This is a genomic window from Kribbella sp. NPDC051770 (assembly GCF_040681455.1).
In the GTDB taxonomy this organism is placed as follows: domain Bacteria; phylum Actinomycetota; class Actinomycetes; order Propionibacteriales; family Kribbellaceae; genus Kribbella.
Map to the genome: position 1 here is coordinate 1 of NZ_JBFAYT010000022.1, position 24,699 is coordinate 24,699.

Genomic DNA, 24,699 nt, shown 5'->3' on the forward strand with positions numbered 1-24,699 from the left:
ACCCCGGCCGGTGTCCCCCCGGCCGGTGGCCCCCGGCGCGGTGTAGCCCGGCGGGCGGCCCCCCCGGCCGCTGGATCCCCGGCCGCGTCAGGCGAAGCCGACGCGCCGGCGGCCGGCCCCCTCTCCCCCGCCCTTCTCCAGCGCGATGGCGCCGAAGGCGCCGAGCCGTCGGCCACCCGCGTGCTCGCCGAGCAGTTCCGCGCCGAGATCGTCTCCCTGCGGCGAGCGCTGCACGAGGTGCCGGAGTACGACCTGGAGCTGCCGAAGACCCAGGCGCTGGTCCTCGCTGCTCTCGAGGGGCTCGACCTGGAGGTGACGGTCGGCAAGGAACTCTCGTCGGTCACCGCGGTGCTCCGCGGGACCGCACCGACTGACGGCTCAACCCGCCCGGTCGTCCTCCTGCGCGGCGACATGGACGCCCTCCCGGTGACCGAGCGCACCGACGTACCGTTCAAGTCCCAGCACGACGGCATGATGCATGCCTGCGGCCACGACCTGCACGTCGCCGGCCTGGTCGGCGCGGTGAAGATCCTGCACGCGATCCGCGACCAGCTCGCCGGTGACGTCGTCTTCATGTTCCAGCCCGGCGAGGAGACCTCCGGCGGCGCTCCGATCATGATCCGCGAAGGCGTCCTGGAAGCCGCCGGCCGCCGCGTCGACGCGGCGTACGGTCTGCACGTCGGCTCGGCCGGCCAGCCGTTCGGCATGTGGAGCAGCAAGCCGAACTCGTTCATGGCCGCCGCCGACCAGCTCCACGTCCGCGTCGTCGGCGCGGGCACGCACGGCTCCACGCCGTACCGGGGCAAGGACCCGATCCCCGTCGCCTGCGAACTGGTCACCGCGCTGCAGACGATGATCACCCGGCAGTTCGACGTCTTCGACCCGGTCGTGCTCACCGTCGGCCGGATCGCCGGCGGCACCAAGGAGAACATCATCCCCGACGACGCGTTCTTCGACGCGACGATCCGGACGTTCTCCGAACAGACCCGCAGCAAGGTCCAGCAGGCGTCGACCCAGCTCGTCGAGCAGATCACCGCGGCGCACGGCCTGGTGGCCGAGGTCAACTACCTGATCGGCTACCCGGTCGTCGTCAACAACCCCGACGAGTACGCCTTCGCCCGCGACACCATCGTCGACCTCTTCGGCCCCGACCGCTTCCACGAACGCGCCAACCCGCGCTGCGGCGCCGAGGACTTCTCCTACGTCCTCAACGAGGTCCCCGGCGTCTACCTCAACCTCAGCGCCTGCGCAGGCGACGACCCCGACGCGGCCGCCGACAACCACTCGCCGCTGGCGAACTTCGACGACACGGTCCTGCCAGACGGCGCGGCCTTGCTTGCGGAGCTCGCCGTACGCCGGATCGCCCGCGGGGTCTAACCCACGGGCTTGCGTGGCCGCCGACTCGACTCGGCGGCCACGATCGCGCCGAGCAACCCCGGGTGGACCTGCTCGAACTCCTCGTCCCGCAGCGAGTTCATCCGCGACGTGCCCACGTAGTACTGCCGGATCAGCCCGGCCTCGCGCAGCACCTTGAAGTGATGGGTGGCGGTCGACGCACTGACGTCGAGGTCGAATCCCCCGCACTTCACGTCCTCCGCCGCCTGCGCGAGCTGGGTGACGATGCTGCGGCGGACCGGGTCGACGAGCGCCTCCAGCACCTGTTGGAGCGCGATCTCCGCGGGGTCGGGGTGCGCTGGGATCCGGTTCACGACCTCATAGTACGACAGCCATCATAGTTTGACAGCCATCAAACTTGCAGGGTTCACTGTCGGGATGACAGCTGAGCAGGCGACGGTCGTGCGGTTCCACTCGCTCGGTGGGCCGGAGGTGCTGCAGGTCGAGCAAGCGCCGATCGGCGCGCCCGGCGCGGGCGAGGCACGGATCCGCGTCGAGGCGATCGGCGTCAACCGCGCCGAAGCGCTCGTCCGCAGCGGCCACTACATCGAGCCCGTCCGTGAGTTCCCCGCCGGCCTAGGCTCCGAGGTCAGCGGCGTCATCGACCTCGTCGGCCCCGGCGTCACCGGCCTCGAACCCGGCGACCCGGTCAGCGTCGTCCCCGCGTTCTCCCAGAACGACTACCCCGTGTACGCCGACCGCGCGATCGTCCCCGCGGCTGCCGTCCTCCCCCGCCCGGACGGCACCGACGCCATCACCGGAGCCGCCACCTGGATGGCCTACCTCACGGCGTACGGCGCCCTCGTCGAACCCGGCATCATCCACCCCGGCGACACGATCGTCCTCAACGCCGCCTCCAGCAGTGTCGGCCTGGCGCTCATCCAGATCGCCAACCACCTGGGCGTCCACACCATCGCCCTCACCCGAACCGCCACCAAGGCCGCCGCCCTCGCAAACCACGGCGCCACACACGTGATCACCACTGGCCCGGAAACAGACGCCGGCTCACAATTCCCCGCGGCTCCCGGGCGCCGCGGCGTGGAAGTCGGCACGGGACTACCTGCGACCGCCGGGCAGCCCGGCCTCGAAGCGGGCGCGGGACTCCCGGCTGCCGGGCAGCATGGGCTGCATGTCGGCGCGGATGCACCTGCCGCTCCCGGGCAGCGCGGCGTGGAAGTCAGCGCGCGACCAACTGCAACTGCCGGGCAGCGCGGCCCCGATGGCAGCGCGGGTCTCGGCGCCGTCCCGTCCGGGGACCTGGCCGCCCAGGTCAAGGCGCTGACCTGCGGCCGCGGTGTCCCGCTCGTGCTCGACGCCGTTGCTGGCCCCGGGATCTCCGACCTCGCCCAGCTCGTCTCCCCCGGCGGCACGCTCCTCGTCTACGGCGCCTCCAGCGGGCAGCCCACGCCGTACCCGGGTGTGGACCTCGGTCTCCCCGCGCTCACCATCCGGTCGTACACGATGCACGAGCTCAGCCGCGACGCCCGGCGGCTGGCCCGGGCGGCGGCCTTCATCACCGCCGGGCTGCGGAGCGGCGCCTTCCGACCGGTGGTGGCTGCGACCTATCCCCTGAGCGACGCGGTTGCCGCACACAAGCACCTGGAGAGCAACTCGCACCTCGGCAAGCTCGTCCTGACCGTCCCGTGAACGACGATCAGGTGACGCGCTCCTCCAGCCACCGCATGAACGCCGCGTAGTCCGCCCGCACCGACATCGCGATCTCGATGCCCTCGGCATCGATCCGCATCCGGGCGAGCTCGTCCAGCGCGACCCGCTCGCGCACGAACCGCACCCCGGGCCAGAACATCGCCGCGGCCAGCGTCAGCGCGTCGTGCTGCATCGAGCCCGGGTAGCGCTCCATCCAGCGGTCGAAGTGCGCTTTCAGCACCGGCCCCCACGGCGGACTCCCCGGCGCGGCCCACTTCTCGTAGATCGCCGACCCGGGCAGCAGCTCCATCGCCGGGTTGAACGTCACGTCCGACACCACGAACGACGGCACGGACAGCTCCAGCACCGGCAACATCCGGATGACCGCGGCAGGGTCCATCCGGAAGTTGTGCTCGGCCCGGGAAGGATCGCGATAGTTGATCGCACCCCCCATCTGCGTCACCACCATCTTGGCGACCAGCTCCGGCCGGGCCTCCTGCAGAGCCGCGAGGTTCGACAACGGTCCGATCCCCACCCACCGCACCGGCCCCGGCGTCGAAGCACACACCGCAGCCACCGCGCCGATCACGTCGTCACTCTGCTTCGGCACGTCCGCAGGAAACAGCCCGTCCACGAAGTACAACCGGTCATTCCCCAGATCCGACCCCGCGACGACCGGAACCTCCGGCCGCCCCGCCAGATCCAGCAGATGCCGAACGAACCGCGCCCGCTCCCCGCCGTACTCGTCGGACGTCACCACCAACCCCAACTCAGGCACGGCCCGAGCCGCCACCACCAGCGCCACATCATCATCCGGATCCCCACCCGCATCCGTGTCGATGATCATCGGCGCCCGCGCCACCACCTGCGGCCCGAGCCCAGGCGGCGGCCCGCCGACCGCGTCCGCGGGCTCGCCGAGCTCCTCAAAGCTCTCGCTCATCCCCACGATCGCCAGCCACTCGTCCGTCGGGCTCTCGTCGCCCCGTTCGCCGCCCATCCGAACCTCCGCCTGTCTGCTCCGCGTTGAGGACATTCTGTACGAACACCGCTTTGTCTCCGTCGGCGCAACGGTCGTACGCCGCCCAGATCGCCGCCGCGCGAGCCTCCGGCACCCGCGACCTGTCCAAGGCCTGCCCGAGCGCCTCGGCCTCCTGCTTGTCGGCCCGGTGCACGAACCCGTCGAGGAACTCCTTCAGCCGCGGCTCGACCGCCTCGCCGCCGATCCACGCCCGGATCTCCTGCCGGAACCGCGCAGCGCCGTGCTCCAGCCCGGTCCGGTAGTCCTTGCCCGTGTCGCGCAGCACGGCAGCATGACGCGCCCGATCCGCGACGGCGTACAGGTTCACCACCTTGACGCCTTCCCGCACCGGCAGCGACCGGAGCCGGTCGGAGATCCGTCCGCGGCTCAGACCGACCAGCATCTCCGGGCGGTGCCGCTGCCCGGTCTGCTCCGGCCGGCCATCGGCGATCCTGATGGAGGTCGCCATCGGCCCGTCCAGCAGCTCCTCGACCGCGTTGATCCCGAGCTGGTGCGCGAACGTCTTCGACTCGTCCGCGGGAAGCTCGTAGAACGGACGTCCCTGCCGCGTCTCGTCCGCACTCAGATGGACCTCGTAGCCACGCTTGCTGCCCGGATGCGGATCGTACGGCGACTCACCGAAGAAGGCGTACCGCCCGTTGAACGTCGTCTCCGGATACACCGCGGACAGCAGCTCCTGCACCGTGCCCTTGAAGCTCGTGTCGAACACGGTCACCCGGCTCCCCGGCCGGTCGACCGGCACGCGCCCTGCGTGCAGATACTCGGTCAGCACCCGAAACCCAGCGACCGTGTCGCCCGGATCCACCCGCGGCGCGACTCGCCGATAGCCGTCCACCTGAGGGAACTGCAACTTCAGATGATGCTCGAGATCCTGCAGAGCGTTCTCCACCAGCGCACGCGAAACCACCAGGTTCGACACGTGCTGCTGGTAGAAGTCCGGCTCGAGCCGGCGCATCGCGATCGCCAGACTGTGCCCGTCCCGCCCGAGCGCCAGCACCCGATCCGTACGCCGCGACCCGACGTCGGCCCGCAGATCGGCCAGCATGTCGTCGGCGATCCTGACCATCAGCGGCGCCGAGAACTCGTACGTCACGGCGTACGCGTCGGCGAGCGTGCTCAGGTCGCACTCGTCGTGCAGCCCGAGCTTCGCTCCGAAGTGGCGGGCGACCTCGAGACCGCGGCGGCGAATCGCATCCGAAGGTTCCATCCACCAAGTAGCTCACATTCCGCGCGATCGCCGCGGAAGATATCCACAGGCGCCGCCCCAGGTGGAGCGGCGCCTGTGAACTGTCCTACGGGGTGAGGGCTGACTCGTCCTCGTCGTCGGCCAGGAGTTGCGCCGTGGTGGGGACCGGTGGGACCGGCGTGGGAGCCGGGGCGCCGGTTGCGTCGTGGTCGACGACCGCGGCGGTGAACTGGGCGTTGTAGAGCCGGGCGTAGGCGCCGTCGACGGCCAGGAGTTCCGTGTGGTTGCCCTGTTCGACGATTGCGCCGTTCTCCATCACCAGGATCAGGTCGGCGTCGCGGATGGTGGAGAGGCGGTGGGCGATGACGAAGCTGGTGCGGTCGGACCGCAGCGCGGCCATCGCGCGCTGGACCAGGACCTCGGTGCGGGTGTCGACCGAGCTGGTGGCCTCGTCGAGGATCAGCAGCTGGGGGTCGGCCAGGAAGGCGCGGGCGATGGTGAGGAGCTGCTTCTCACCGGCGCTGACGTTGCTGCCTTCCTCGTCGATCACCGTGTCGTAACCGTCGGGGAGGCTGTGGACGAAGCGGTCGACGTACGTCGCCTTGGCCGCGGCCAGCATCTCCTCCTCGGTGGCGTTCAGGTTGCCGTAGAGGATGTTGTCGCGGATCGTGCCGCCGAAGAGCCAGGTGTCCTGCAGCACCATGCCGATCCTGGACCGCAGGTCGTGCCGGGTCAGTTCGGTGATGTCGATGCCGTCGAGGGTGATCCGGCCGCCGTTCAGCTCGTAGAACCGCATGATCAGGTTCACCAGCGTGGTCTTGCCGGCGCCGGTCGGTCCGACGATCGCGACCGTCATCCCGGGTTCGGCGACCAGCGACAGGTCGGTGATCAGCGGGACGTCGGGCTTGTACGAGAACGACACGTGCTCGAACTCGACCCGCCCGCGGGCCTGCGTGACCTGCTCCGGCGTCGCGTCCTCCGGGACCTGCTCCTCGGCGTCCAGCACCTCGAAGACCCGCTCGGCCGAAGCGACTCCGGACTGCAGCAGGTTGGCCATCGACGCGACCTGAGTCAGCGGCTGCGTGAACTGCCGCGAGTACTGGATGAAGGCCTGTACGTCGCCCAGCGACATCGTGCCGGACGCCACTCGCAGGCCGCCGATCACCGCGATCACCACGTAGTTGACGTTCCCGATGAACATCATCGACGGCATGATCAGCCCGGAGATGAACTGCGCGCCGAACGACGCCTGGTACAGCTCCTCGTTCTTGGTCGCGAAGCTCGCCTCGATCTCCTTCTGCCGGCCGAACACCTTGACCAGCTCGTGGCCGGTGAAGGCCTCCTCGATCTGCGCGTTCAGCGCGCCGGTGTGCCGCCACTGGGCGACGAACCGGGTCTGCGACCGCTTCGCGATCGCCGCGGTCAGGATCATCGAGACCGGGATCGTCACCAGCGCGATCAGCGCCAGCAGCGGCGAGACCACGAACATCAGCGTGATCACGCCGACCACTGTCAGCAGCGAGGTGAGCAGCTGGCTCAGGGTCTGCTGCAGGCTGGTCGACACGTTGTCGATGTCGTTGGTGACCCGGCTCAGCAGTTCACCGCGCGGTGCGCCGTCGAAGTAGCTGAGCGGGAGCCGGTTCAGCTTGTCCTCGACCTCGGAGCGCAGCTCGAAGACGGTCCGCTGGACCACGCCGTTCAGGATGTAGCCCTGCATCCAGGAGAGCAGGAACGCTCCGACGTACAGGCCGAGGACCAGCAGCAGCACGTTGCGCAGGGCATCGAAGTCGATGCCGACGCCCGGGATAAGATCGATCCCGGTGATCAGGTCGGCGAACCGATTGTTGCCCTGGGCCCGCAGGCCCTCGATGGCCTGCTCCTTACTGACGTCGGCCGGCAGCAGCTTGCCGATCGCACCGGAGAAGATGATGTCGGTGGCCCGGCCGAGCATCTTCGGCCCGAGCACGGACAGACCGACGCTGGCGATCGCGAGCAGGATCACGCCGAACACCTGGACGCGGTGCGGCCGGAGCCGGCGCAGCAGGCGCTTGGCCGACGGGCCGAAGTTCATCGACTTGTCGCCGGGGATCCCGCCGGGCGGACCGAACGCGCGGCCACCGGTCGGCCGCTCGGTCGCCTTCACCGTCGCCGTACCCTCGGCCGGCTCGTCGGCAGCAGCAGTGGTGGTCTGGTTGTCACTCATGCTGCCTCCTCCGCGGACCGCTGGGACTCGACGATCTCGCCGTACGTCGGACAGGACTCGAGCAGCTCCTCGTGCGTCCCGCGGCCGACGACCGCGCCGTCCTCGAGCACGATGATCTGGTCGGCGTCGATGATCGTGGACACCCGCTGGGCGACGATCACCACGCACGCGTCGGCGGTGACCGGCGCCAGCGCGGCGCGCAGCCGCGCGTCGGTGGCCAGGTCGAGCGCCGAGAACGAGTCGTCGAACAGGTAGATCTCGGGTTTGCGGACCAGCGCCCGCGCGATCGCCAGTCGTTGCCGCTGGCCACCGGACACGTTCGTCCCGCCCTGGGCGATCGGCGCGTTCAGCTGCTCCGGCATCGCCTCGACGAAGTCCTTGCCCTGGGCAATCTCCAGCGCGTGCCAGAGCTCCTCGTCGGTGGCGTCGGGGTTCCCGTACCGCAGGTTGCTGGCCACGGTCCCGGAGAACAGGTACGGCCGCTGCGGCACCAGGCCGATCCGCTTCCAGAGCGCCTCCGGGTCGATCTCCCGGACGTCGACGCCGTCGACGAGCACCCGCCCACCGGTGGCGTCGAACAGCCGCGGCACCAGCGAGAGCAGCGTCGTCTTCCCTGCGCCCGTACTCCCGATCACAGCCGTCGTCTGCCCCGGCGACGCGGAGAAGCTGAGGTCGCGCAGGACCGGTTCGGCGGCTCCGGGGTACTGGAAGCCGGCGTTCTCGAAGACCAGCTCGCCCTGACCGGTGAACGCACCGATCGGCGTCACCGGCGGACGGACCGAGGATTCGGTGTTCAGCACCTCGGTGATCCGGTCGGCGCAGACCGCGGCCCGCGGCACCATGATCATCACGAAGGTCGCCATCATCACCGAGAACAGGATCTGGATCAGGTAGCTGATGAAGGCGGTCAGCTGACCGACCTGCATCGCGCCGCTCTCCACCCGGGACGCCCCGAACCAGAGCACCGCCACGCTGGAGGCGTTCAGGATCAGCATCACCACCGGGAAGACCAGCGCCATCAGCCGGCCGGCCCGGATCGCGGTGTCGGTGACGTTGGCGTTGGCCTCGCCGAAGCGCTCTGTCTCGTGCGGCTCGCGGACGAAGGCGCGGACCACCCGGATACCGGTGATCTGCTCGCGCAGCACCCGGTTCACGCTGTCGATGTTGACCTGCATCTTGCGGAACTGCGGCACCATCCGGCTGGCGATCAGCCCGATCGACGCGGCCAGCAGCGGTACGGCGACCGCGACCAGCCAGGACAGACCGGCGTCCTCGCGGACCGCCGCCACGATGCCGCCGACCATCGTGATCGGCGCGGCCACCAGCATCGTGCAGGAGGTGACCACCAGCATCTGGACCTGGGTGACGTCGTTGGTGCTGCGCGAGATCAGCGTCGGCGCGCCGAACTGGTTCACCTCGCGGGCCGAGAAGCTGCCGACCTGGTGGAACACCGCGGCCCGGACGTCGCGGCCGAACAGCGCCGCGGTCTTGGCGCCGAAGTACACGGCGAAGATCGTGCAGAGGATCTGCACCAGGCTGACGCCGAGCATCCAGCCGCCGGTGCGCACGATGTAGCCGGTGTCGCCGGTGGCGACACCGTTGTCGATGATGTCGGCGTTCAGGCTCGGCAGGTAGAGGGAGGCGATCGTCCCGACGAACTGCAGGACCACCACCAGGGTCAGGTTGCCGGCGTACGGACGCAGGTGCGTGCGTAACAGGCGAAGTAGCATCAGTTGTCCCCAAGGTCGTGAAGGCGGACACCGTCGAGTGCGAAGTCGACGATCTCCTCGGCGGTCATCGGCCGACCGTCCGAAATCATTGGGTGGGTCGCGGAGAAGGTGATCATCCGGATCCGGTGCGCGACGTCCTCGGGCGAGAACCGCAGAGCGTGCGCGTCGGGCCGGATCAGGTCGACGAAGACGGCGCTGGCCGCCTCCGCCTCGGCCTTGCGGCGCTTCTCCTCGGCGGGATCGCTCTTCCAGTCCGGTGGCCGGTGCATCCGCATCGTCAGCAGCAGCCGGAAGACGCTGCGCAGCCGGCTCTGGCTCACCTCGACCGAGGCGATCAGGCGTTCGCGCAGCGGCAGCGACGGGTCGATCTGGTTCAGGGCTGCGATCAGCGGCCCGGACTCGAAGGCCGACCCGATCGCGGCGTCGATCAGCGCGTCCTTGCTGCCGAACGCGCGGAAGATGGTGCCTTCGGCGACACCGGCCGCCTCGGCGATTTGCCGGGTGCTGACATCGGTGCCGTACTCCTCCAGCAGGGGCAGCACGGCGGCGACGATCGCGGCACGGCGCTCGTCGGGCGGCATCGGGGTCGCTCGTGGACTCACCCGGCCGAGATTAACTGAGTGAGTACTCACTCACAACTGTTTTGTGGCCAGCAGCGCCGCGATCCCGTCCAGCACCCGGTCCAGCCCGAACGCGAACCCGTGCTCGGAGTCGTACGCCGCGTCGAACTCCTCGCCGACCGCGGTCCCCACCCGGCTGGCGAGCGGGAACTTCTGCGCGTCCCCGATCTTCTCCAGCAACGGCTCGTGCGCCAGCCACCAGTCCTTGTCCGTGATACCAGACGACTGGATCACCAGCTTGGCGTCGACAGCACTTCGTACGGCGCCGTGCACGTACCCGTTGACCAGCGCGATGGCCGCGTCCATCTCGACGTCGGTCAGCCCGATCCCCTCGACCGCCTCCAGCTCGTACTCGTACTTCGCCATCAGCCCCGGTCCGAGCGGCGGGCGGCTGCTGGCGACGTACAGCATCCACGGGTGGGCCAGGTAGAGCTCGCGGTTCTCCAGCGCGACCTCGCGGAGCTTGGCCCGCCAGTCGCCGTCGACCGGGCGGCGCGGGAACTCGGCGTACACGCTGTCGAGCATCACGTCGAGCAGCTCGGCCTTGCCGGGCACGTACCGGTACAGCGTCATCGCACCGACGCCGAGCTCGTCGGCGACCCGGCGCATCGACAGCGCGACCAGGCCCTCCGCGTCCGCGATCCGTACGGCGGCCGCGCAGACACCGTCGACGGTGAGCGCGGGTTTCGGCCCGCGGGTCGGCTTGGACTGCAGCCCCCAGAGCAGCTCCAGGCTCTTCGCGGGGTCGCCGGCACCGCTGTACTCGGAATTCATGAGCGTGATTCTCTCCGACCGGTTATACTCCGTACATCGTACCCAGTTTAAATCCTGTTGACCTCTAGTTAAGTCGAGGTCCTACGGTCGTCGGAAAGTGTCGGTGGTCCGCGAGACCATCGCCACACCCTGGCCCACGATCGACCTCCGGAGCACAACCGTGAGTATGGAAATGACCGCGTGGAACTCGCTGTACCACGCGATGAACGCGCAGGAAGAGAAACGTCCGTTCTCCAAGGCGACGCTGAAGCGGATCCTCGCTTTCGCACGTCCGCACCGGCGGTTGCTGGTCGCGTTCCTGGTGCTCAGTACGGCGGCCGCCGTGCTCGCCGTCGCGACCCCGATCCTGGCCGGCGAGGTGGTCGAGGCGATCGTCGACGGCAAGGCGGTCGGCATGGTGCTGTGGCTGGCCGGGCTGATCGCGGTGATCGCGGTCGCCGAGGCCGGGATCAGCCTGTTCACCCGGTGGCTGTCGGCGCGGATCGGTGAGGGGCTGATCCTCGACCTCCGGACTGCGGTCTTCGACCACATCCAGAAGATGCCGATCGCGTTCTTCACCCGGACCAGGACCGGCGCGCTGGTTTCCCGGCTGAACAACGACGTGATCGGCGCGCAGCGCGCCTTCAGCGACACGCTGTCCGGGGTCGTCAGCAACCTGGTGATGCTCGTCCTCACGCTCGTGGTGATGCTGAGCCGGTCGTGGCAGATCACTGTGCTGGCGCTCATCCTGCTGCCGGTGTTCGTGATCCCGGCCCGGCGGATGGGCGCGCGGCTGGCGTCGCTGGAGCGCGAGGCGGCGAACTACAACGCCACCATGAGCACGCAGATGACCGAGCGGTTCTCCGCGCCCGGCGCGACGCTGGTGAAGCTGTTCGGCCGGCCGGTGCGGGAGTCGAAGGAGTTCGCCGACCGGGCGCGCCAGGTGCGCGACATCGGTGTCCGGACCGCGATGGTGCAGTGGGTCTTCGTGACCGCGCTGACGCTGGTCTCCGCGCTTGCGCTCGCCGTCGTCTACGGGCTCGGCGGGTTCTACGCGCTGCGCGACCAGCTCGATGCGGGCACGGTGGTGGCGATGGCACTGCTGCTGACCCGGCTCTACGCGCCGCTGACCGCGCTCGCCAGCGCGCGGCTCGAGGTGATGACCGCGCTGGTCAGCTTCGAGCGGGTCTTCGAGATCCTCGACCTCAAGCCGCTGATCCAGGACAAGCCGGACGCCGGGCGGGTGCCGGAAGGGCCGGTCGCGGTCGAGTTCGACGACGTACGGTTCGCGTACCCGTCGGCCGACAAGGTGTCGCTGGCCTCGCTGGAGGAGGTCGCGAAGCTCGACACCCGCGGTGGTGAAGAGGTGCTGCACGGGATCTCGTTCCGGGCCGAGCCCGGTCAGATGATCGCCCTGGTCGGTACGTCGGGAGCGGGCAAGTCGACGATCGCCCAGCTGATCCCCCGCCTGTACGACGTGGACTCGGGCGCGGTCCGGCTCGCGGGCGTCGACGTACGGGACGTGACGGCCGAGTCGTTGCGGGACACGCTCGGGATGGTCACGCAGGACGGGCACCTCTTCCACGACTCGATCCGGGAGAACCTGCTGCTCGCGCGGCCGGAGGCTTCGGAAGAGGAGCTGTGGGACTCGTTGACGCGGGCTCGGCTGGGTGACCTGATCCGGTCGCTGCCGGACCAGCTGGACACCGTGGTCGGTGAGCGCGGGTACCGGCTGTCGGGTGGTGAGCGGCAGCGGCTGACGATCGCGCGGTTGCTGCTCGCGCAGCCGCGGGTCGTGATCCTCGACGAGGCGACGGCGGCGCTGGACTCGACGTCGGAGGCCGCTGTGCAGGCGGCGCTGGCGGAGGCGCTGGACGGTCGTACGGCGGTCGTCATCGCGCACCGGTTGTCGACGATCCGGGCGGCCGATCTGATCCTGGTGATCGAGGCCGGCGTTGTGGTCGAGCGGGGAACTCACACGGAGCTGCTGGCGTTGGGTGGGCGGTACGAGGAGTTGTACCGGACGCAGTTCGACCAGCCGACGGCCGAGGACGAGGTGGTGGTGGCCGGGAGGTCGTGACGCGCAGGGGTGGGTGTGAGTGCTGCTGGTGGCGAGGGAAGGTACGGGGTTGGTAGTAGCGGTGGGAGTTTCGGCCGAGGTTGCTCAGTTGGTGGCGGTGTTCCGGCCGGCTGATCCACCACGGTCGGGGACCGTGGCGTTCTGGTCGCCCGACGGGGAGGCGCTGCCGCTGGGGATCGGTGAGCATGTCGATCTCCAGGTGGTGGCGCCGGTCGACGGCGTTGTGCGACCGCAGGTTGTCCGGGCGATGGAGCTGCCGGTGGGTGAGGCGGTTCCGTTGCTCGGGCGGGCGCGGAAGTCGGCCGAGGCTCATCCGTCGGTGGGGTTCTGGGGTGCGGTGTCCTTGGTCGCGCTGCAGCTGGTCGCGCGAGGGCGGTTGCTGCCAGGAGTTTCGGCCGGTGGGCATGACGCGTGGCGGGTTGGGCCGTACGACCAGCCGGATGTCGAACGGGTGCTGCAGTTGGCTGAAGCGATGCCTGCTGAGGCACGTGCAGTACCTGATGAGAACCTTCGGCTTCCTGTTGCCGAGGATCTTGTTCGGGCGTTCCTCGACGCGGTTGCCGATGGCATGCCCCGGTCGGCGGCTGCCGCCAAGGCTCATGGGACTGATCTGTTCACCGCGAAGGCACCGCAGCGTGTCGAGCGGTTGCGGTCCTGGGCGGACGAGGTGTCGGCGGGGCTCGACACCGGCGTACGGATCTCCCTGCGGATCGACCTGATCGAAGGCGACGACCTCGGGCTGCGGGCCAACGTGCAGCTGCACAGCCTGCAGGACCCGACGCTCGTCGCGGACGCCGCCGACGTGTGGGCGGGCGACGTACCCGGGTTCGGCCCGCGGGCGCGGATCGACGCGACGCTGGCGATCCGGCGCGCCGCCCGCGTCTGGCAGCCGCTGCATCAGCTGCTCGACGCCGCCGTACCGGATCGGCTGGAGCTGTCCGACGACGAGATCGCCGGGCTGCTCGCGCACGGTGCGCAGCGGCTCGCGGCCGCGGGGGTCGACCTGCACTGGCCGCGCAGCCTCGGGCGGGCGCTGACCGCCCGGGCCGCGATCACCACCACGCCGGACACTCCCCCGTCCGACCTGCCGAGCTTCTTCGGCGGCGACAGCACGCTCGACTTCAGCTGGCAGGTTGCGCTCGGCAACGACCCGCTGACCACCGAGGAGATGGACCGGCTCGCCGAGGCGACCCGTCCAGTGGTCCGCTTGCGCGACCAGTGGATGCTGGTCGACCCCGAGGTGGCCCGCAAGGCGCGCGAGCGGATCCTCAAGCCGGTCACGCCGATCGACGCGCTCGGTGCCGCGCTCACCGGTACGGCCGAGATCGACGGTCAGCACGTCGCGGTGACACCGACCAAGTGGCTCGACGACCTGCGCGCCCGGATCGCCGACCCCGACCGCTCCGACGAACCGCTCGAAGCACCCGAGGCCCTCCAGGCGACCCTGCGCGACTACCAGCTGCGCGGCCTGCAGTGGCTGGCCCGGATGACGTCGCTCGGTCTCGGCGGCTGTCTCGCCGACGACATGGGTCTCGGCAAGACGATCACGCTGATCTCACTGCATCTTCACCGCCAGACCAACGACGCGACCGCCGGCCCGACGCTGGTCGTCTGCCCGGCGTCCCTGCTCGGGAACTGGGAGCGCGAGGTGAACAAGTTCGCTCCCGGTACGCCGGTCCGCCGTTTCCACGGGACCAGCCGCTCGCTCGACGACGCCGACACCGGGTTCGTGCTCACGACGTACGGGACGCTGCGGCGGGACGCGAAGAAGCTCGCCGGGCATCGCTGGGGTCTGCTCGTCGCCGACGAGGCGCAGCACGTGAAGAACCCTGCATCAGGGACGGCGAAGGCGCTGCGCACGGTGCCCGCGCAGGCGCGCGTCGCGCTGACCGGTACGCCGGTGGAGAACAACCTGTCCGAGCTGTGGGCGATCCTCGACTGGACGACGCCGGGGCTGCTCGGCCGGCTCGGCACGTTCCGCAGCCGCTGGGCGACGCCGATCGAGGCCGACAAGGACCAGGAGATCGCCGACCGGCTCGCGACGCTGGTCCGGCCGTTCCTGCTGCGGCGGAAGAAGTCCGACCCGGGGATCGCGCCGGAGCTGCCGCCGAAGACCGAGACCGACCAGACCGTGTCGCTCACCCGCGAGCAGGCGGTGTTGTACGAGGCAACGGTCCGCGAGCTGATGGAGGAGGTCCGGTCGAGCAGCGCGATGGCGCGGCGTGGGCTGATCGTGAAGCTGCTGACCGGGCTCAAGCAGATCTGCAACCACCCGGTGCAGTACCTGAAGGAACCGACCGGCGCGAAGCTCGCCGGGCGGTCGGGCAAGCTCGAGCTGCTCGACGAACTGCTCGGCACGATCCTCGCCGAGGACGGCGCGGTGCTGATCTTCACCCAGTACGTCGCGATGGCGCGGCTGCTGGAGCAGCACCTCGCGGACCGCGGCGTCGGCTCCCAGCTGCTGCACGGTGGCACGCCGGTGCACAAGCGCGAGGAGATGGTCGAGCGGTTCCAGGCCGGGGAGGTGCCGGTGTTCCTGCTGTCGCTGAAGGCGGCGGGGACCGGGCTGAACCTGACGCGGGCGGATCACGTGGTGCACTTCGACCGGTGGTGGAACCCGGCGGTCGAGGACCAGGCGACCGATCGCGCGTACCGGATCGGGCAGACCCGCCCGGTGCAGGTGCACCGGTTGATTGCCGAGGGCACCATCGAGGACCGGATCGCGGCGATGCTGACCAGCAAGCGAGCACTGGCGGACGCCGTACTGAGTGCGGGTGAGGCGGCGCTGACCGAGCTGTCGGATGCCGAGCTGGCGGATCTGGTGGAGCTGCGGGGTGGGGTGCGATGAGTACGGCGAAGGGGTTCGTGCCGTTTCCCGCGCAGCGCGGGCGGAGTACGCGCGGGCGGTCGTGGTGGGCGCGGGCCTGGGTGCAGGCGATGGAGGACACGTCGCTGGACAACAACCAGCTGAAGAAGGGCCGCCGGTTCGCGAACTCGGGGCAGGTCGGCACGATCACCGTCAGCCCGGGCCGGATCGCGGCGCTCGTCGAGGCGCCCGAGGACCGGTACGAGTCGGCAGTCCTGGTCGAGCAGCTGACCGACGACGAGTGGAGCCGGTTCCTCGACGAGGTCGGTTCGCGCGCCGGCCACATCGCGGCGCTGCTCGACGGCGACATGCCGCACGATCTGGTCAGCGCGGCCGAGGACGCGGGCGTGCAGTTGCTGCCGGGGATCGGCGATCTCGACCCGTCGTGCACGTGTGATGCATGGGAGCTGCCGTGTCAGCACGCGGCTGGGTTGTCGTACCAGGTGGCGTGGTTGCTGGACGACGATCCGTTCGTGCTGCTGCTTCTGCGCGGACGGTCGCGCGAGGACCTGCTGGACGAGCTGCAGCGGAGAGCGATGGAGGAAACCCTCGCGCCAACTTCAGAAATCCAGCAAGAGGTCAGTGTCGACGCGGCCACTGTGTTTGCAGCACAGGTCGGAGTACTACCGGCTTCTCCGGAGTTGCCAGGCAAGGTGTCCCTCGAGGATCTGCCGATCACCGGCACGGCACCCCTGGAGTCTGTCCTGTTGCCGTTGCTCGTGCTCGATGCCGCCCGCCGAGCGCGTGGGTTGCTGAACGCCTTGCTGGCGGGCGCTTCCGAGCCGTGGGAGCTCGACGAGTGGCAGGACTCGGTGCGCCTCGCGGCCGAGTACCCGGAGCTGCGGGACAGGCTGGCCGGGACCGAACGCCTCGCGGTCGGCGTACAGGCGTGGGAGTACGGCGGTGCGCCGGGGCTCGACGTACTCCTCAACGCGTGGGCCCCGCAGGGCGGTGAGCTCGTGCGAGCGCGCACCGAGCTGCAGGCGGCGAACGACGAGGACATCGACCTGGAGATCTCCGGGAACTGGCTCACCGCATCGACCGTGCAGCTGCGGCTCGACCGGGTCGGCCGCTGGCACCCGTACCGCCTGGTCGACGACGAGTGGCTGCCGGCCGGCCCGGCCGACCGAGACCCGACCGCGGCCTTCGCCGGTCAGTAATTCGAACGACAGCAGGGACACAGCAGCACTAGTGTGACCACCGACGACCAGGGAGAGAGGAGTTGAGGCGTATGACCGCGCAGTGCTGGTCCTTGCCCAGCTCCTCCTGGTCGAAAGGTCTTTCCGTTGTCCACCACCTGGATCACCCGCGCCGAGTCCGGCGCTGACAGCACCGCCGTCGACGCGGTCAACTTCCACGCGTTCGGCCGCCGGCTCGAGCCCGACATCGTGCTGCGGCTGCGCACCTCGAACGCCTGGATCCCCACCCTCTCGTACGTCGCGACGCGGGCCGGCGAGATCGTTGCCCACGCACTGCTGAGTCGTTGCCACATCGACGAGTCCCCGGCGCTCGTGCTCGGGCCGGTCGCCGTCCTGCCGCAGTACCAGGGCGCCGGCGCCGGCAGCGCGACGATCCGGGCCGCGCTCGCGGCGGCCCGGGCCGAAGGCGAGCACGCGGTCGTCGTACTGGGGCATCACGAGTACTACCCGCGGTTCGGTTTCCGGCAGGCGACCGATTCCGGCATCCACAGCCCGTACGACGGCCCGAACCAGATGGCCCTCGGGCTGGTCGCGGAGCGCATACTCCCCCGCGGCACCATTCGCTACCCCACGGCCTGGGAAGCCTGAAAGACGGAGGAAATCCTTCACCGGGCCGGGACGCAAATCGGTAAAAGCTTGCACCAAACACTCCGAACCGCTTGCGCGCCGCCCTTGTATACATGAAACAGTCGACGGAACCGCTCATCCCCTGGAGGACGAAATGTTCCGTCGAACTCCGTCGCCGCTGAATCGTTCCACTCGGTGGCAGACCGCTCCCCCGGCCGCCCTGCTCGCCCTCGTCCTCGCGGCCACCGCCTGCTCACCGGTCCAGTCCGGCGACAACCCGTCCGGCGGCGGCGACCAAGCCGCCGCCGGCCAGGACGTCTTCGGTGACGCCGCCGACGCAGCGCAGGTCAAGCCCGGTGGGACGCTGACCGTTGCCCTGTCGGCCGATCCGGACAAGCTCGACCCGACGCTGTCGCGCAGCCTGTACTCGCGCTACGTCTTCCACACCATGTGCGAGAAGCTGTACGACCTCGGCCCGGACGCCAAGATCGTGCCGCAGCTCGCGACCGCGCTGCCGACCGTCGCGGCCGACGGCCTGAGCCTGACCATCCCGCTGAAGGAAGGCGTCAAGTTCGCCGACGGCGGCACGCTGGACTCGGCCGCGGTGAAGGGCTCGATCGAGCGCGGCCTGACGCTGGCCGGTTCCGGCCGCAAGAGCGAGCTCGGCCCGATCAGCGGGATCGAGACGCCGGACCCGAAGACCGTCGTGATCAAGCTGTCCAAGCCGTTCGCGCCGCTGACGGCCGCTCTGGCCGACCGGGCCGGGATGGTGCTCAGCCCGGCCGCCGTCGCCAAGCTCGGCGCGAACTTCTCCACGGCGCCGGCCTGCGTCGGCCCGTTCAAGTTCGCCAGCCGGGTCGCGCAGAACTCGATCAAGGTGGTCAAGGACCCGCTGTACTACGACGCCGCCAAGGTGCACCTGGACGCGATCGAGTACCGAATCATCACCGACTCCAGCATCCGCTCGGCCAACCTGCGCTCCGGTGACGCGCAGATCGCCGACTCACTGTCGACGCAGGACGCGCCGGAGCTGCAGAAGGACAGCAGCATGACCGTGCTGCAGTCGCAGTCGCTGGGCTACCAGGGGCTGACCATCAACGTCGGCAACGCCGAGGGGATCGGCAAGCCGGTCAAGCAGCTCGACACCCCGATCGCGAAGGACCCGCGGGTCCGGCAGGCGCTGGAGGCGTCGATCGACCGGGACGCGCTGGTGAAGACGATCTTCAACGGGCTCAACACCGTGGCCTGCTCGCCGATCTCGCCGAAGAGCGAGTTCACCAGCGAGGCCGCGCAGGTCTGCCCGGGGCACGACCCGGCCAAGGCCAAGGAGCTGCTGCAGCAGGCCGGCGTCAGTACGCCGTACAAGGTGGAGATGATCACCTCGAACAACCCCGACTCGCTGCGCCTCGCCCAGGCCCTGCAGGCGATGGTCAAGGAGGGCGGGTTCGATCTCGTGATCAAGCCGGTCGAGTACGCGTCGCTGCTGGACCAGCAGGACCGTGGTGACTTCGAGCTGCTCCAGCTCGGCTGGTCGGGCCGGGTCGACCCGGACGCGAACATCTTCAACTTCGTCGGCACCGGCGGCAGCCAGAACGTTGCCGGGTACAACAGCCCCGAGGTGGACAAGCTGCTCACCGACGCCCGGCAGGCCAAGGACCAGGCCGAGCGGGTCAAGCTGTACGGCGACGTGGTGGCCAAGCTGCAGCAGGACGACCCGCTGATCTACCTGTACCGCCAGCGCAACCTGACCGGGGTCAGCAAGAAGGTGCTCGGCGTCCAGACCTACCCGGACGGGGTGATCCGGACCGCCTTCGCCGGTTTCGCGAAGTAGGCGGTGGCGATGCGCCGCTACCTGCTGGGCCGGCTCTGGCAGTCGGCCGTGACCTTGCTGCTGGCAACGATCGTGGTCTTCCTCGGCGTCCGGGCCCTGCCCGGCGACCCGGCCCTGGCGCTGGCCGGGGAGGACCGCGATCCGGAGTCGCTGCGGGCGATCCGTGAGCAGTACGGCCTGGACGACTCGCTGCTGGTGCAGTTCTGGCAGTTCGTCAGCCACGCCGTCCGGGGCGATCTCGGGGTCTCGATCAGAACGGGAGAGAGCGTGACCGGGATGCTCCGGAGCGCTCTGCCCGTGACGCTGGAGCTGTCGCTGCTCGCGATCGCCGTCGCCGGCGTGATCGGCATCGGCGCCGGCGTGGTCGCGGCGGTGCAGCGCGGCCGGCCGGCCGAGTGGGCGGCGAACGCGCTCGCCCTGCTCGGGCTGTCGGTGCCGAACTTCTGGCTCGGCCTGATGGCGATCCTGTACCTGTCGGTCGCGCTCGGGCTCTTCCCGGCGTCCGGTTTCGTGCCGTTCTTCACCGACCCGGTCGCCAACCTGCACCACCTGGTGCTGCCGGCGCTGATCCTCGGGACCGGCCTCGCGGCGGTCATCATGCGGCAAACCCGGTCGTCGATGCTCGACGCGCTCTCGGCCGACTACATCCGGACGGCGGAGGCGAAGGGCCTGCGGCCGAGCGCGGTGATCGGCCGGCACGCGCTGCGCAACAGCCTGATCGTCGTGGTCACGATCGTCGGGCTGCAGCTCGGGGCGCTGATCTCCGGCGCGGTCGTCACCGAGCGGATCTTCGCGCTGCCCGGTTTCGGCAAGCTGACCGTCGACTCGGTCTTCCAGCGCGACTACCCGGTGATCCAGGCCGTCGTACTGGTCACCGCGACGGCGTACATCGTGATCAACCTGCTGGTCGACCTGCTCTACTCGGTGATCGACCCGCGGATCCGGGTGCGAGGTGAGTCCTAATGGCTGTTGCCGATGTCAACGTTTCGGCCGGCGCCCCGCTGTCGTCGCGGCGCCGCAAGGTGGTCAAGCGGATCCTGCGCAACCCGCTGGCGATCGCCGGGCTGGTCGTGCTGGTGCTGGCCGTCGTGGTCGCGGTCCTCGCCCCCTGGATCGCGCCGCACGAACCGACCGACACGCACCTGAACGAGGCCTTCGGCCCACCCGGTACGCCGGGTTACCTGCTCGGCACCGACGACCTGGGCCGCGACGTGCTGGCCCGGATCATGTTCGGGCTGCGCGCCTCGCTCCACGTCGGGCTGCTCGCGGTCGCGACGTCGCTGGTGGTCGGCGTACCGCTCGGGCTGATGGCCGGGTACTTCCGCGCCGTCGACGCGCTGATCTCGCGGTTCACCGACCTGGTGCTGGCGTTCCCGTTCCTGATCCTGGCGGTCGGGCTGGCCGCGATCCGCGGCGCCAGCCTCGGCAACGCGGCGATCGCGATCGGGATCGCGCAGATCCCCGGCGTGATCCGGATCGTCCGCTCGGAGACGCTGCGGCTGAAGTCGCTGGACTTCGTCGCGGCGGCGGTCGTCGAGGGCGCCGGGGACCTGTGGGTGCTCGGCCGGCACATCCTGCCGAACGCCGCGTCGGTGGTGATCGTGCAGGCGACGGTGGCGATCCCGGCCGCGATCCTCGGCGAGGCGGTGCTGTCGTTCCTCGGGCTCGGCATCCAGCCGCCCGCGCCGAGCCTGGGCACGATGCTGTCCGACGCCCAGCAGTTCGCAACGCGAGCGCCGTGGGCCGCGGTGATGCCGGGGCTGGCGATCATGCTGCTGGTGCTCGCGTTCAACATCGTCGGCGACAGCCTACGCGACGCCCTCGACCCGAAAGCGAGCCGCCGATGAGCACGATCCTCGAGGTCAAGCAGCTGTCGGTCGGCTTCCGCACCGAGGACGGGTACGTCTCGGCCGTCGACAAGGTCGACTTCTCGGTCGAGGAGCAGGAAGTGCTGGCCGTCGTTGGTGAGTCCGGTTGCGGGAAGAGCGTCACCGCGATGAGCATCGCCGGGCTGCTCCCCCGCTCGGCGAACGTCGACGGCTCGGTGAAGCTCGACGGCGTCGAGCTGATCGGCGCCGACAAGCGCACCCTGCGGTCGATCCGCGGCCGCGAGATCGCGTACATCTTCCAGGAGCCGATGACGTCGCTGAACCCGGTCTTCACCGTCGGGCGCCAGATCGGCGAGGTGCTCGGCGTGCACAACGGGCTGTCCCGTGCGGCGGCGCGCAAGCGCGCGATCGAGCTGCTCAAGCTCGTCGGCATCCCGTCGGCCGACCGCCGCGTCGACGACTACCCGCACCAGCTGTCCGGCGGGATGCGGCAGCGGGTGATGATCGCGATGGCCGTCGCCTGCGACCCGAAGGTGCTGATCGCCGACGAGCCGACCACCGCGCTCGACGTCACCATCCAGGCCGGCATTCTCGACGTACTGCGTGGTCTGCGGGAGCGGCTCGGCACGAGCATCGTGCTGATCACCCACGACCTCGGCGTCGTCGCGGACCTCGCCGACCGGGTGGCCGTCATGTACGCCGGCCGCGTGGTCGAGACCGCCGAGGTGCACGACCTGTTCGCCCACCCCACTCACCCCTACACCGCCGGGCTGCTCGGAGCATCGCCCGCGGCCGGACGGCACGCGGGCAGCGACCGCCTCAACGAGATCCCGGGCCTGGTCCCGGTGCTCAGCGAGCAGCCCGACGCCTGCACGTTCGCCGACCGCTGCCCCCGAGCACTGGACACCTGTACGACGGAGCAACCGCTCCTGACGGCAGGCGCTCACCAGGTGGCGTGCTGGAATCCGGTCCGTGAGCCGGTGGAGGCCCGATGAACGCGTTGGAGATCGAGGACCTGGTCATGCACTTCGGCCCGGTCAGAGCCGTCGACGGAGTCTCGCTGCAGATCCGCAAGGGCACAGTGGTCGCCCTGGTCGGCGAGAGCGGCTCCGGCAAGTCCACAGTCGGCCGCTGCATCGTCCGGCTCCTGGAGCCCACCGGTGGGACAGTCCGGCTCGCAGATGCCGATATCACTCACCTCAACCGCCGACAGCTCCGCAAGCACCGGCGGGACGTGTCCATCGTGTTCCAGGACCCCGCCGGTTCGTTGGACCCGCGGCTGTCGGTCGGCGACATCGTCAGCGAGCCGCTGCGGCTGCAGCGGCAGCGGGACACCGCCGGAGCCGTTGCTGACTCGCTCCGGCGAGTAGGGCTCCGCCCGGAGGTCGCACACCGCTCGCCGCACGAGCTATCGGGTGGCCAGCGCCAGCGGGTCAGCATCGCGCGGGCGCTGATCTCCAAGCCGAGCCTGCTCGTCGCCGACGAGCCGACCAGCGCGCTGGACGTTTCGGTTCAGGCGTCGGTGCTCAACCTGCTGGCTGACTTGCAGCGGGACCTGGGCTTCGCCTGCTTGTTCATCACGCACGACCTGTCCGCTGTCGAGTACCTGGCTGACGAGGTCGCGGTGATGTACCTGGGTCAGTTGGTCGAGCAGGGGCCGCGGGAGCGCATCTTCGGCGTACCGAAGCATCCGTACACGCAGGCGCTGCTGTCTGCTGCTCCGGTGCCCGACCCGACGACGCAGCGGGCGCGACAGCCCGTGCTGCTCGGCGACGACCTGCCGTCACCGATCGACCCGCCCAGCGGCTGCCGGTTCCACACCCGGTGCCCGGTGGCGGTGGACAGATGCCGGACAGTCGTCCCGGAGTCGCGGGTGATCGGAGAGGGTGGACACCGGGTCGCGTGCCACCTGGTCGCCGACGACGGCACCGGCCCGGACGTACGGCGTACGCAAGACACGACTGACACAGGAGCTGCCCGATGACCTTCACCACCCGGCCCACGCTGCGCGGCACGTTCGGGATGGTCTCGTCCACGCACTGGCTGGCGTCGCAGTCGGCGATGCGGATCCTGGAGCTCGGCGGCAACGCGTTCGACGCGGCCGCCTGCGCCGGGTTCGTGCTGCACGTGGTCGAGCCGCACCTCAACGGGCCCGGTGGGGAGGTCCCGGCGATCGTCGCGACCGCCTCCGACCCGACGCCACGGGTGCTCGCCGGACAAGGTGTGGCACCGGCCGGAGCGACCATCGAGCACTACAAGTCGCTGGGCCTCGACCTGGTGCCTGGCTCCGGCCCGCTGGCTGCAACTGTGCCCGGTGCGGTCGACGCCTGGCTGCTGCTGCTCAGGGATCACGGGACGCTGCCGCTGCGGACTGTGCTCGAGCCGGCGATCGACTACGCCCGCAACGGGCACCCGGTCGTACCGCGGGTCGGTGACACGGTCGAGACCGTGCGGGAGCTGTTCACCGAGCACTGGCCGACGTCTGCGGAGCTGTGGCTGTCGCACGGACAGGGGCCCAAGGCGAACCAGCTGTTCAAGAACCCTGCCTACGCGGACACGCTGGAGAGACTGGTGGTTGCCGGCGAGTCAGCCGGGTCAGACCTGGTCGCACAGGTCGAGGCCGCCCGGCTGGCGTGGCGGGAGGGTTTCGTCGCGGAGGCGGTCGACGAGTTCTCGAAGAAGCCGCACCGGGACTCCAGCGGCGAGGACCACGCCGGGCTGATCACCGGCGCCGACATGGCGGCGTTCACCGCGACCTGGGAGGACGCGGCGACGCTGGACTGGCACGGGCACACCGTGGCGAAGACAGGTCCGTGGGGCCAGGGGCCAGCACTGCTGCAGTCGCTCGCCGTACTGGCTGAGCTGGGTGACCCCAGCGAGCTTGACCTGACCAGTGCTGAGGCCGTGCACACCACTGTCGAGGTCATGAAGCTGTCGTACGCCGACCGCGAGGCCTGGTACGGCGACGGCGCCGACGTACCGCTGAAGACGCTGCTCTCCCCCGCGTACGCCGCTGCTCGGGCTGCGCTGGTCGGTGCAGAGGCGTCGCTGGAGCTGCGGCCTGGTCAGCCGGACGGGCGGAAGCCGCAGCTGCCTTCGGTGACGACCAGTGGTGCCGCTGTCGACGCGACTGTTGGGGAGCCGACGGTGGCACCTGACGGTGGGACTCGTGGCGACACGTGTCATGTCGACGTGATGGACCGGTGGGGCAACGTCATCTCGGCGACGCCGAGTGGTGGGTGGCTGCAGTCGTCACCGGTGATTCCGTCGCTCGGGTTCCCGCTGGGGAGCCGGGCGCAGATGTTCTGGCTGGAGGAAGGGCTCGCGTCGTCGCTGGCTCCTGGCAAGCGGCCGCGGACGACGCTCACGCCGACGCTGGTGCTGCGGGACGGCGTACCAGTGCTGGCTTGTGGGTCGCCCGGTGGGGATCAGCAGGACCAGTGGCAGTTGCTGTTCCTGCTGCGGACGCTGGCTGGTGGGCAGGACCTGCAGGAGGCGATCGACGCGCCTGCTTGGCACACCACTGGGTTCCCGTCGTCGTTCTACCCGCGGGCGACCGAGCCGGGTGGCCTGGTGCTGGAGAGTCGGCTCGGTGCTGGCGTGCGGGATGAGCTGGTACGCCGTGGGCACGTGGTGACGGAGTCGGATCCATGGAGCCTCGGCCGGTTGTGTGCGGTGGCGCGTGAAGCCGACGGCGTACTGGCAGCGGCCGCGAACCCCCGCGGGATGCAGGGGTACGCAGTGGGCCGCTAGG

19 protein-coding genes are annotated in these 24,699 nt (G+C 69.9%); 12 read left to right on the forward strand and 7 right to left on the reverse strand.

What is annotated here, in order from left to right; genetic code table 11:
- Positions 1–180 precede the first annotated feature (180 nt).
- Positions 181–1,377, forward strand: a complete 1,197-nt coding sequence (locus tag AB0M01_RS38350; protein WP_363677697.1) for a M20 family metallopeptidase — start codon at positions 181–183, stop codon at positions 1,375–1,377.
- Here AB0M01_RS38350 and AB0M01_RS38355 read toward each other — a convergent pair.
- Positions 1,374–1,709 (reverse strand): helix-turn-helix transcriptional regulator, encoded by a 336-nt coding sequence (locus tag AB0M01_RS38355; RefSeq protein WP_363677630.1) that lies wholly within the window; start codon positions 1,707–1,709, stop codon positions 1,374–1,376. The two genes, AB0M01_RS38350 and AB0M01_RS38355, sit on opposite strands and share 4 nt — an antisense overlap.
- 64 nt (positions 1,710–1,773) lie before the next feature.
- On the opposite strand from AB0M01_RS38355, the gene AB0M01_RS38360 reads away from it, so the two are divergent.
- Positions 1,774–3,042, forward strand: a complete 1,269-nt coding sequence (locus AB0M01_RS38360; protein ID WP_363677632.1) for a zinc-binding dehydrogenase — start codon at positions 1,774–1,776, stop codon at positions 3,040–3,042.
- Between the two features lie 7 nt (positions 3,043–3,049).
- On the opposite strand, the gene AB0M01_RS38365 is transcribed toward AB0M01_RS38360, so the two are convergent.
- From AB0M01_RS38365 to AB0M01_RS38390, 6 genes are all read right to left on the reverse strand, one after another.
- Positions 3,050–4,039, reverse strand: coding sequence for a nucleoside hydrolase (locus AB0M01_RS38365; protein WP_363677634.1), 990 nt, complete (start codon positions 4,037–4,039; stop codon positions 3,050–3,052).
- Positions 3,966–5,288: a hypothetical protein gene (locus AB0M01_RS38370; RefSeq protein ID WP_363677636.1), complete on the reverse strand. Its 1,323-nt coding sequence runs from the start codon at positions 5,286–5,288 to the stop codon at positions 3,966–3,968. Before AB0M01_RS38370 ends, AB0M01_RS38365 begins: the two co-directional genes overlap by 74 nt.
- Positions 5,289–5,373: 85 nt before the next feature.
- The gene (locus tag AB0M01_RS38375) at positions 5,374–7,470 is read right to left on the reverse strand and encodes an ABC transporter ATP-binding protein (RefSeq protein WP_363677638.1); all 2,097 of its coding nucleotides are present in this window, start codon (positions 7,468–7,470) and stop codon (positions 5,374–5,376) included.
- Positions 7,467–9,200, reverse strand: coding sequence for an ABC transporter ATP-binding protein (locus AB0M01_RS38380; protein ID WP_363677640.1), 1,734 nt, complete (start codon positions 9,198–9,200; stop codon positions 7,467–7,469). The genes AB0M01_RS38375 and AB0M01_RS38380 overlap by 4 nt, the downstream gene beginning before the upstream one ends.
- Positions 9,200–9,802 (reverse strand): TetR/AcrR family transcriptional regulator, encoded by a 603-nt coding sequence (locus AB0M01_RS38385; RefSeq protein ID WP_363677642.1) that lies wholly within the window; start codon positions 9,800–9,802, stop codon positions 9,200–9,202. The genes AB0M01_RS38380 and AB0M01_RS38385 overlap by 1 nt, the downstream gene beginning before the upstream one ends.
- 30 nt (positions 9,803–9,832) lie before the next feature.
- Positions 9,833–10,594: a TetR/AcrR family transcriptional regulator gene (locus tag AB0M01_RS38390; protein WP_363677643.1), complete on the reverse strand. Its 762-nt coding sequence runs from the start codon at positions 10,592–10,594 to the stop codon at positions 9,833–9,835.
- A gap of 172 nt (positions 10,595–10,766) precedes the next feature.
- Between AB0M01_RS38390 and AB0M01_RS38395 the strand changes: the two genes are divergently transcribed.
- The 10 genes from AB0M01_RS38395 to AB0M01_RS38440 all read left to right on the forward strand — a co-directional run bounded on the left by AB0M01_RS38395 (position 10,767) and on the right by AB0M01_RS38440 (position 24,698).
- Positions 10,767–12,653, forward strand: a complete 1,887-nt coding sequence (locus AB0M01_RS38395) for an ABC transporter ATP-binding protein (protein WP_363677698.1) — start codon at positions 10,767–10,769, stop codon at positions 12,651–12,653.
- A gap of 133 nt (positions 12,654–12,786) precedes the next feature.
- Positions 12,787–15,501: a DEAD/DEAH box helicase gene (locus AB0M01_RS38400; protein WP_363677645.1), complete on the forward strand. Its 2,715-nt coding sequence runs from the start codon at positions 12,787–12,789 to the stop codon at positions 15,499–15,501.
- Positions 15,498–16,679 (forward strand): SWIM zinc finger family protein, encoded by a 1,182-nt coding sequence (locus tag AB0M01_RS38405; protein WP_363677646.1) that lies wholly within the window; start codon positions 15,498–15,500, stop codon positions 16,677–16,679. Before AB0M01_RS38400 ends, AB0M01_RS38405 begins: the two co-directional genes overlap by 4 nt.
- A gap of 126 nt (positions 16,680–16,805) precedes the next feature.
- A complete protein-coding gene (locus tag AB0M01_RS38410; RefSeq protein WP_363677648.1) occupies positions 16,806–17,306 on the forward strand; it encodes an N-acetyltransferase in 501 nt (166 codons plus the stop codon).
- A 133-nt stretch (positions 17,307–17,439) separates the two neighbouring features.
- A complete protein-coding gene (locus AB0M01_RS38415; RefSeq protein WP_363677649.1) occupies positions 17,440–19,116 on the forward strand; it encodes an ABC transporter substrate-binding protein in 1,677 nt (558 codons plus the stop codon).
- Positions 19,117–19,125: 9 nt separating this feature from the next.
- Positions 19,126–20,079 carry an ABC transporter permease gene (locus AB0M01_RS38420; protein WP_363677650.1) on the forward strand — a complete coding sequence of 318 codons (954 nt, stop codon included), beginning with the start codon at positions 19,126–19,128 and terminating at the stop codon, positions 20,077–20,079.
- Positions 20,079–20,963, forward strand: coding sequence for an ABC transporter permease (locus tag AB0M01_RS38425; protein ID WP_363677651.1), 885 nt, complete (start codon positions 20,079–20,081; stop codon positions 20,961–20,963). Before AB0M01_RS38420 ends, AB0M01_RS38425 begins: the two co-directional genes overlap by 1 nt.
- The gene (locus tag AB0M01_RS38430; RefSeq protein WP_363677652.1) at positions 20,960–21,940 is read left to right on the forward strand and encodes an ABC transporter ATP-binding protein; all 981 of its coding nucleotides are present in this window, start codon (positions 20,960–20,962) and stop codon (positions 21,938–21,940) included. Before AB0M01_RS38425 ends, AB0M01_RS38430 begins: the two co-directional genes overlap by 4 nt.
- Positions 21,937–22,929, forward strand: a complete 993-nt coding sequence (locus AB0M01_RS38435) for an ABC transporter ATP-binding protein (RefSeq protein WP_363677653.1) — start codon at positions 21,937–21,939, stop codon at positions 22,927–22,929. The genes AB0M01_RS38430 and AB0M01_RS38435 overlap by 4 nt, the downstream gene beginning before the upstream one ends.
- A complete protein-coding gene (locus AB0M01_RS38440) occupies positions 22,926–24,698 on the forward strand; it encodes a gamma-glutamyltransferase family protein (RefSeq protein WP_363677654.1) in 1,773 nt (590 codons plus the stop codon). Before AB0M01_RS38435 ends, AB0M01_RS38440 begins: the two co-directional genes overlap by 4 nt.
- Position 24,699 lies beyond the last annotated feature (1 nt).

Coding starts and splice junctions, on each gene's coding strand:
- AB0M01_RS38360 (WP_363677632.1), top strand. CDS start 1,774: ATGACAGCTGAGCAGGCGACGGTCGTGCGGTTCCACTCGCTCGGTGGG.
- AB0M01_RS38365 (WP_363677634.1), bottom strand. CDS start 4,039: ATGGGCGGCGAACGGGGCGACGAGAGCCCGACGGACGAGTGGCTGGCG.
- AB0M01_RS38370 (WP_363677636.1), bottom strand. CDS start 5,288: ATGGAACCTTCGGATGCGATTCGCCGCCGCGGTCTCGAGGTCGCCCGC.
- AB0M01_RS38375 (WP_363677638.1), bottom strand. CDS start 7,470: ATGAGTGACAACCAGACCACCACTGCTGCTGCCGACGAGCCGGCCGAG.
- AB0M01_RS38380 (WP_363677640.1), bottom strand. CDS start 9,200: ATGCTACTTCGCCTGTTACGCACGCACCTGCGTCCGTACGCCGGCAAC.
- AB0M01_RS38390 (WP_363677643.1), bottom strand. CDS start 10,594: ATGAATTCCGAGTACAGCGGTGCCGGCGACCCCGCGAAGAGCCTGGAG.
- AB0M01_RS38395 (WP_363677698.1), top strand. CDS start 10,767: ATGACCGCGTGGAACTCGCTGTACCACGCGATGAACGCGCAGGAAGAG.
- AB0M01_RS38405 (WP_363677646.1), top strand. CDS start 15,498: ATGAGTACGGCGAAGGGGTTCGTGCCGTTTCCCGCGCAGCGCGGGCGG.
- AB0M01_RS38415 (WP_363677649.1), top strand. CDS start 17,440: ATGTTCCGTCGAACTCCGTCGCCGCTGAATCGTTCCACTCGGTGGCAG.
- AB0M01_RS38420 (WP_363677650.1), top strand. CDS start 19,126: ATGCGCCGCTACCTGCTGGGCCGGCTCTGGCAGTCGGCCGTGACCTTG.
- AB0M01_RS38425 (WP_363677651.1), top strand. CDS start 20,079: ATGGCTGTTGCCGATGTCAACGTTTCGGCCGGCGCCCCGCTGTCGTCG.
- AB0M01_RS38430 (WP_363677652.1), top strand. CDS start 20,960: ATGAGCACGATCCTCGAGGTCAAGCAGCTGTCGGTCGGCTTCCGCACC.
- AB0M01_RS38435 (WP_363677653.1), top strand. CDS start 21,937: ATGAACGCGTTGGAGATCGAGGACCTGGTCATGCACTTCGGCCCGGTC.
- AB0M01_RS38440 (WP_363677654.1), top strand. CDS start 22,926: ATGACCTTCACCACCCGGCCCACGCTGCGCGGCACGTTCGGGATGGTC.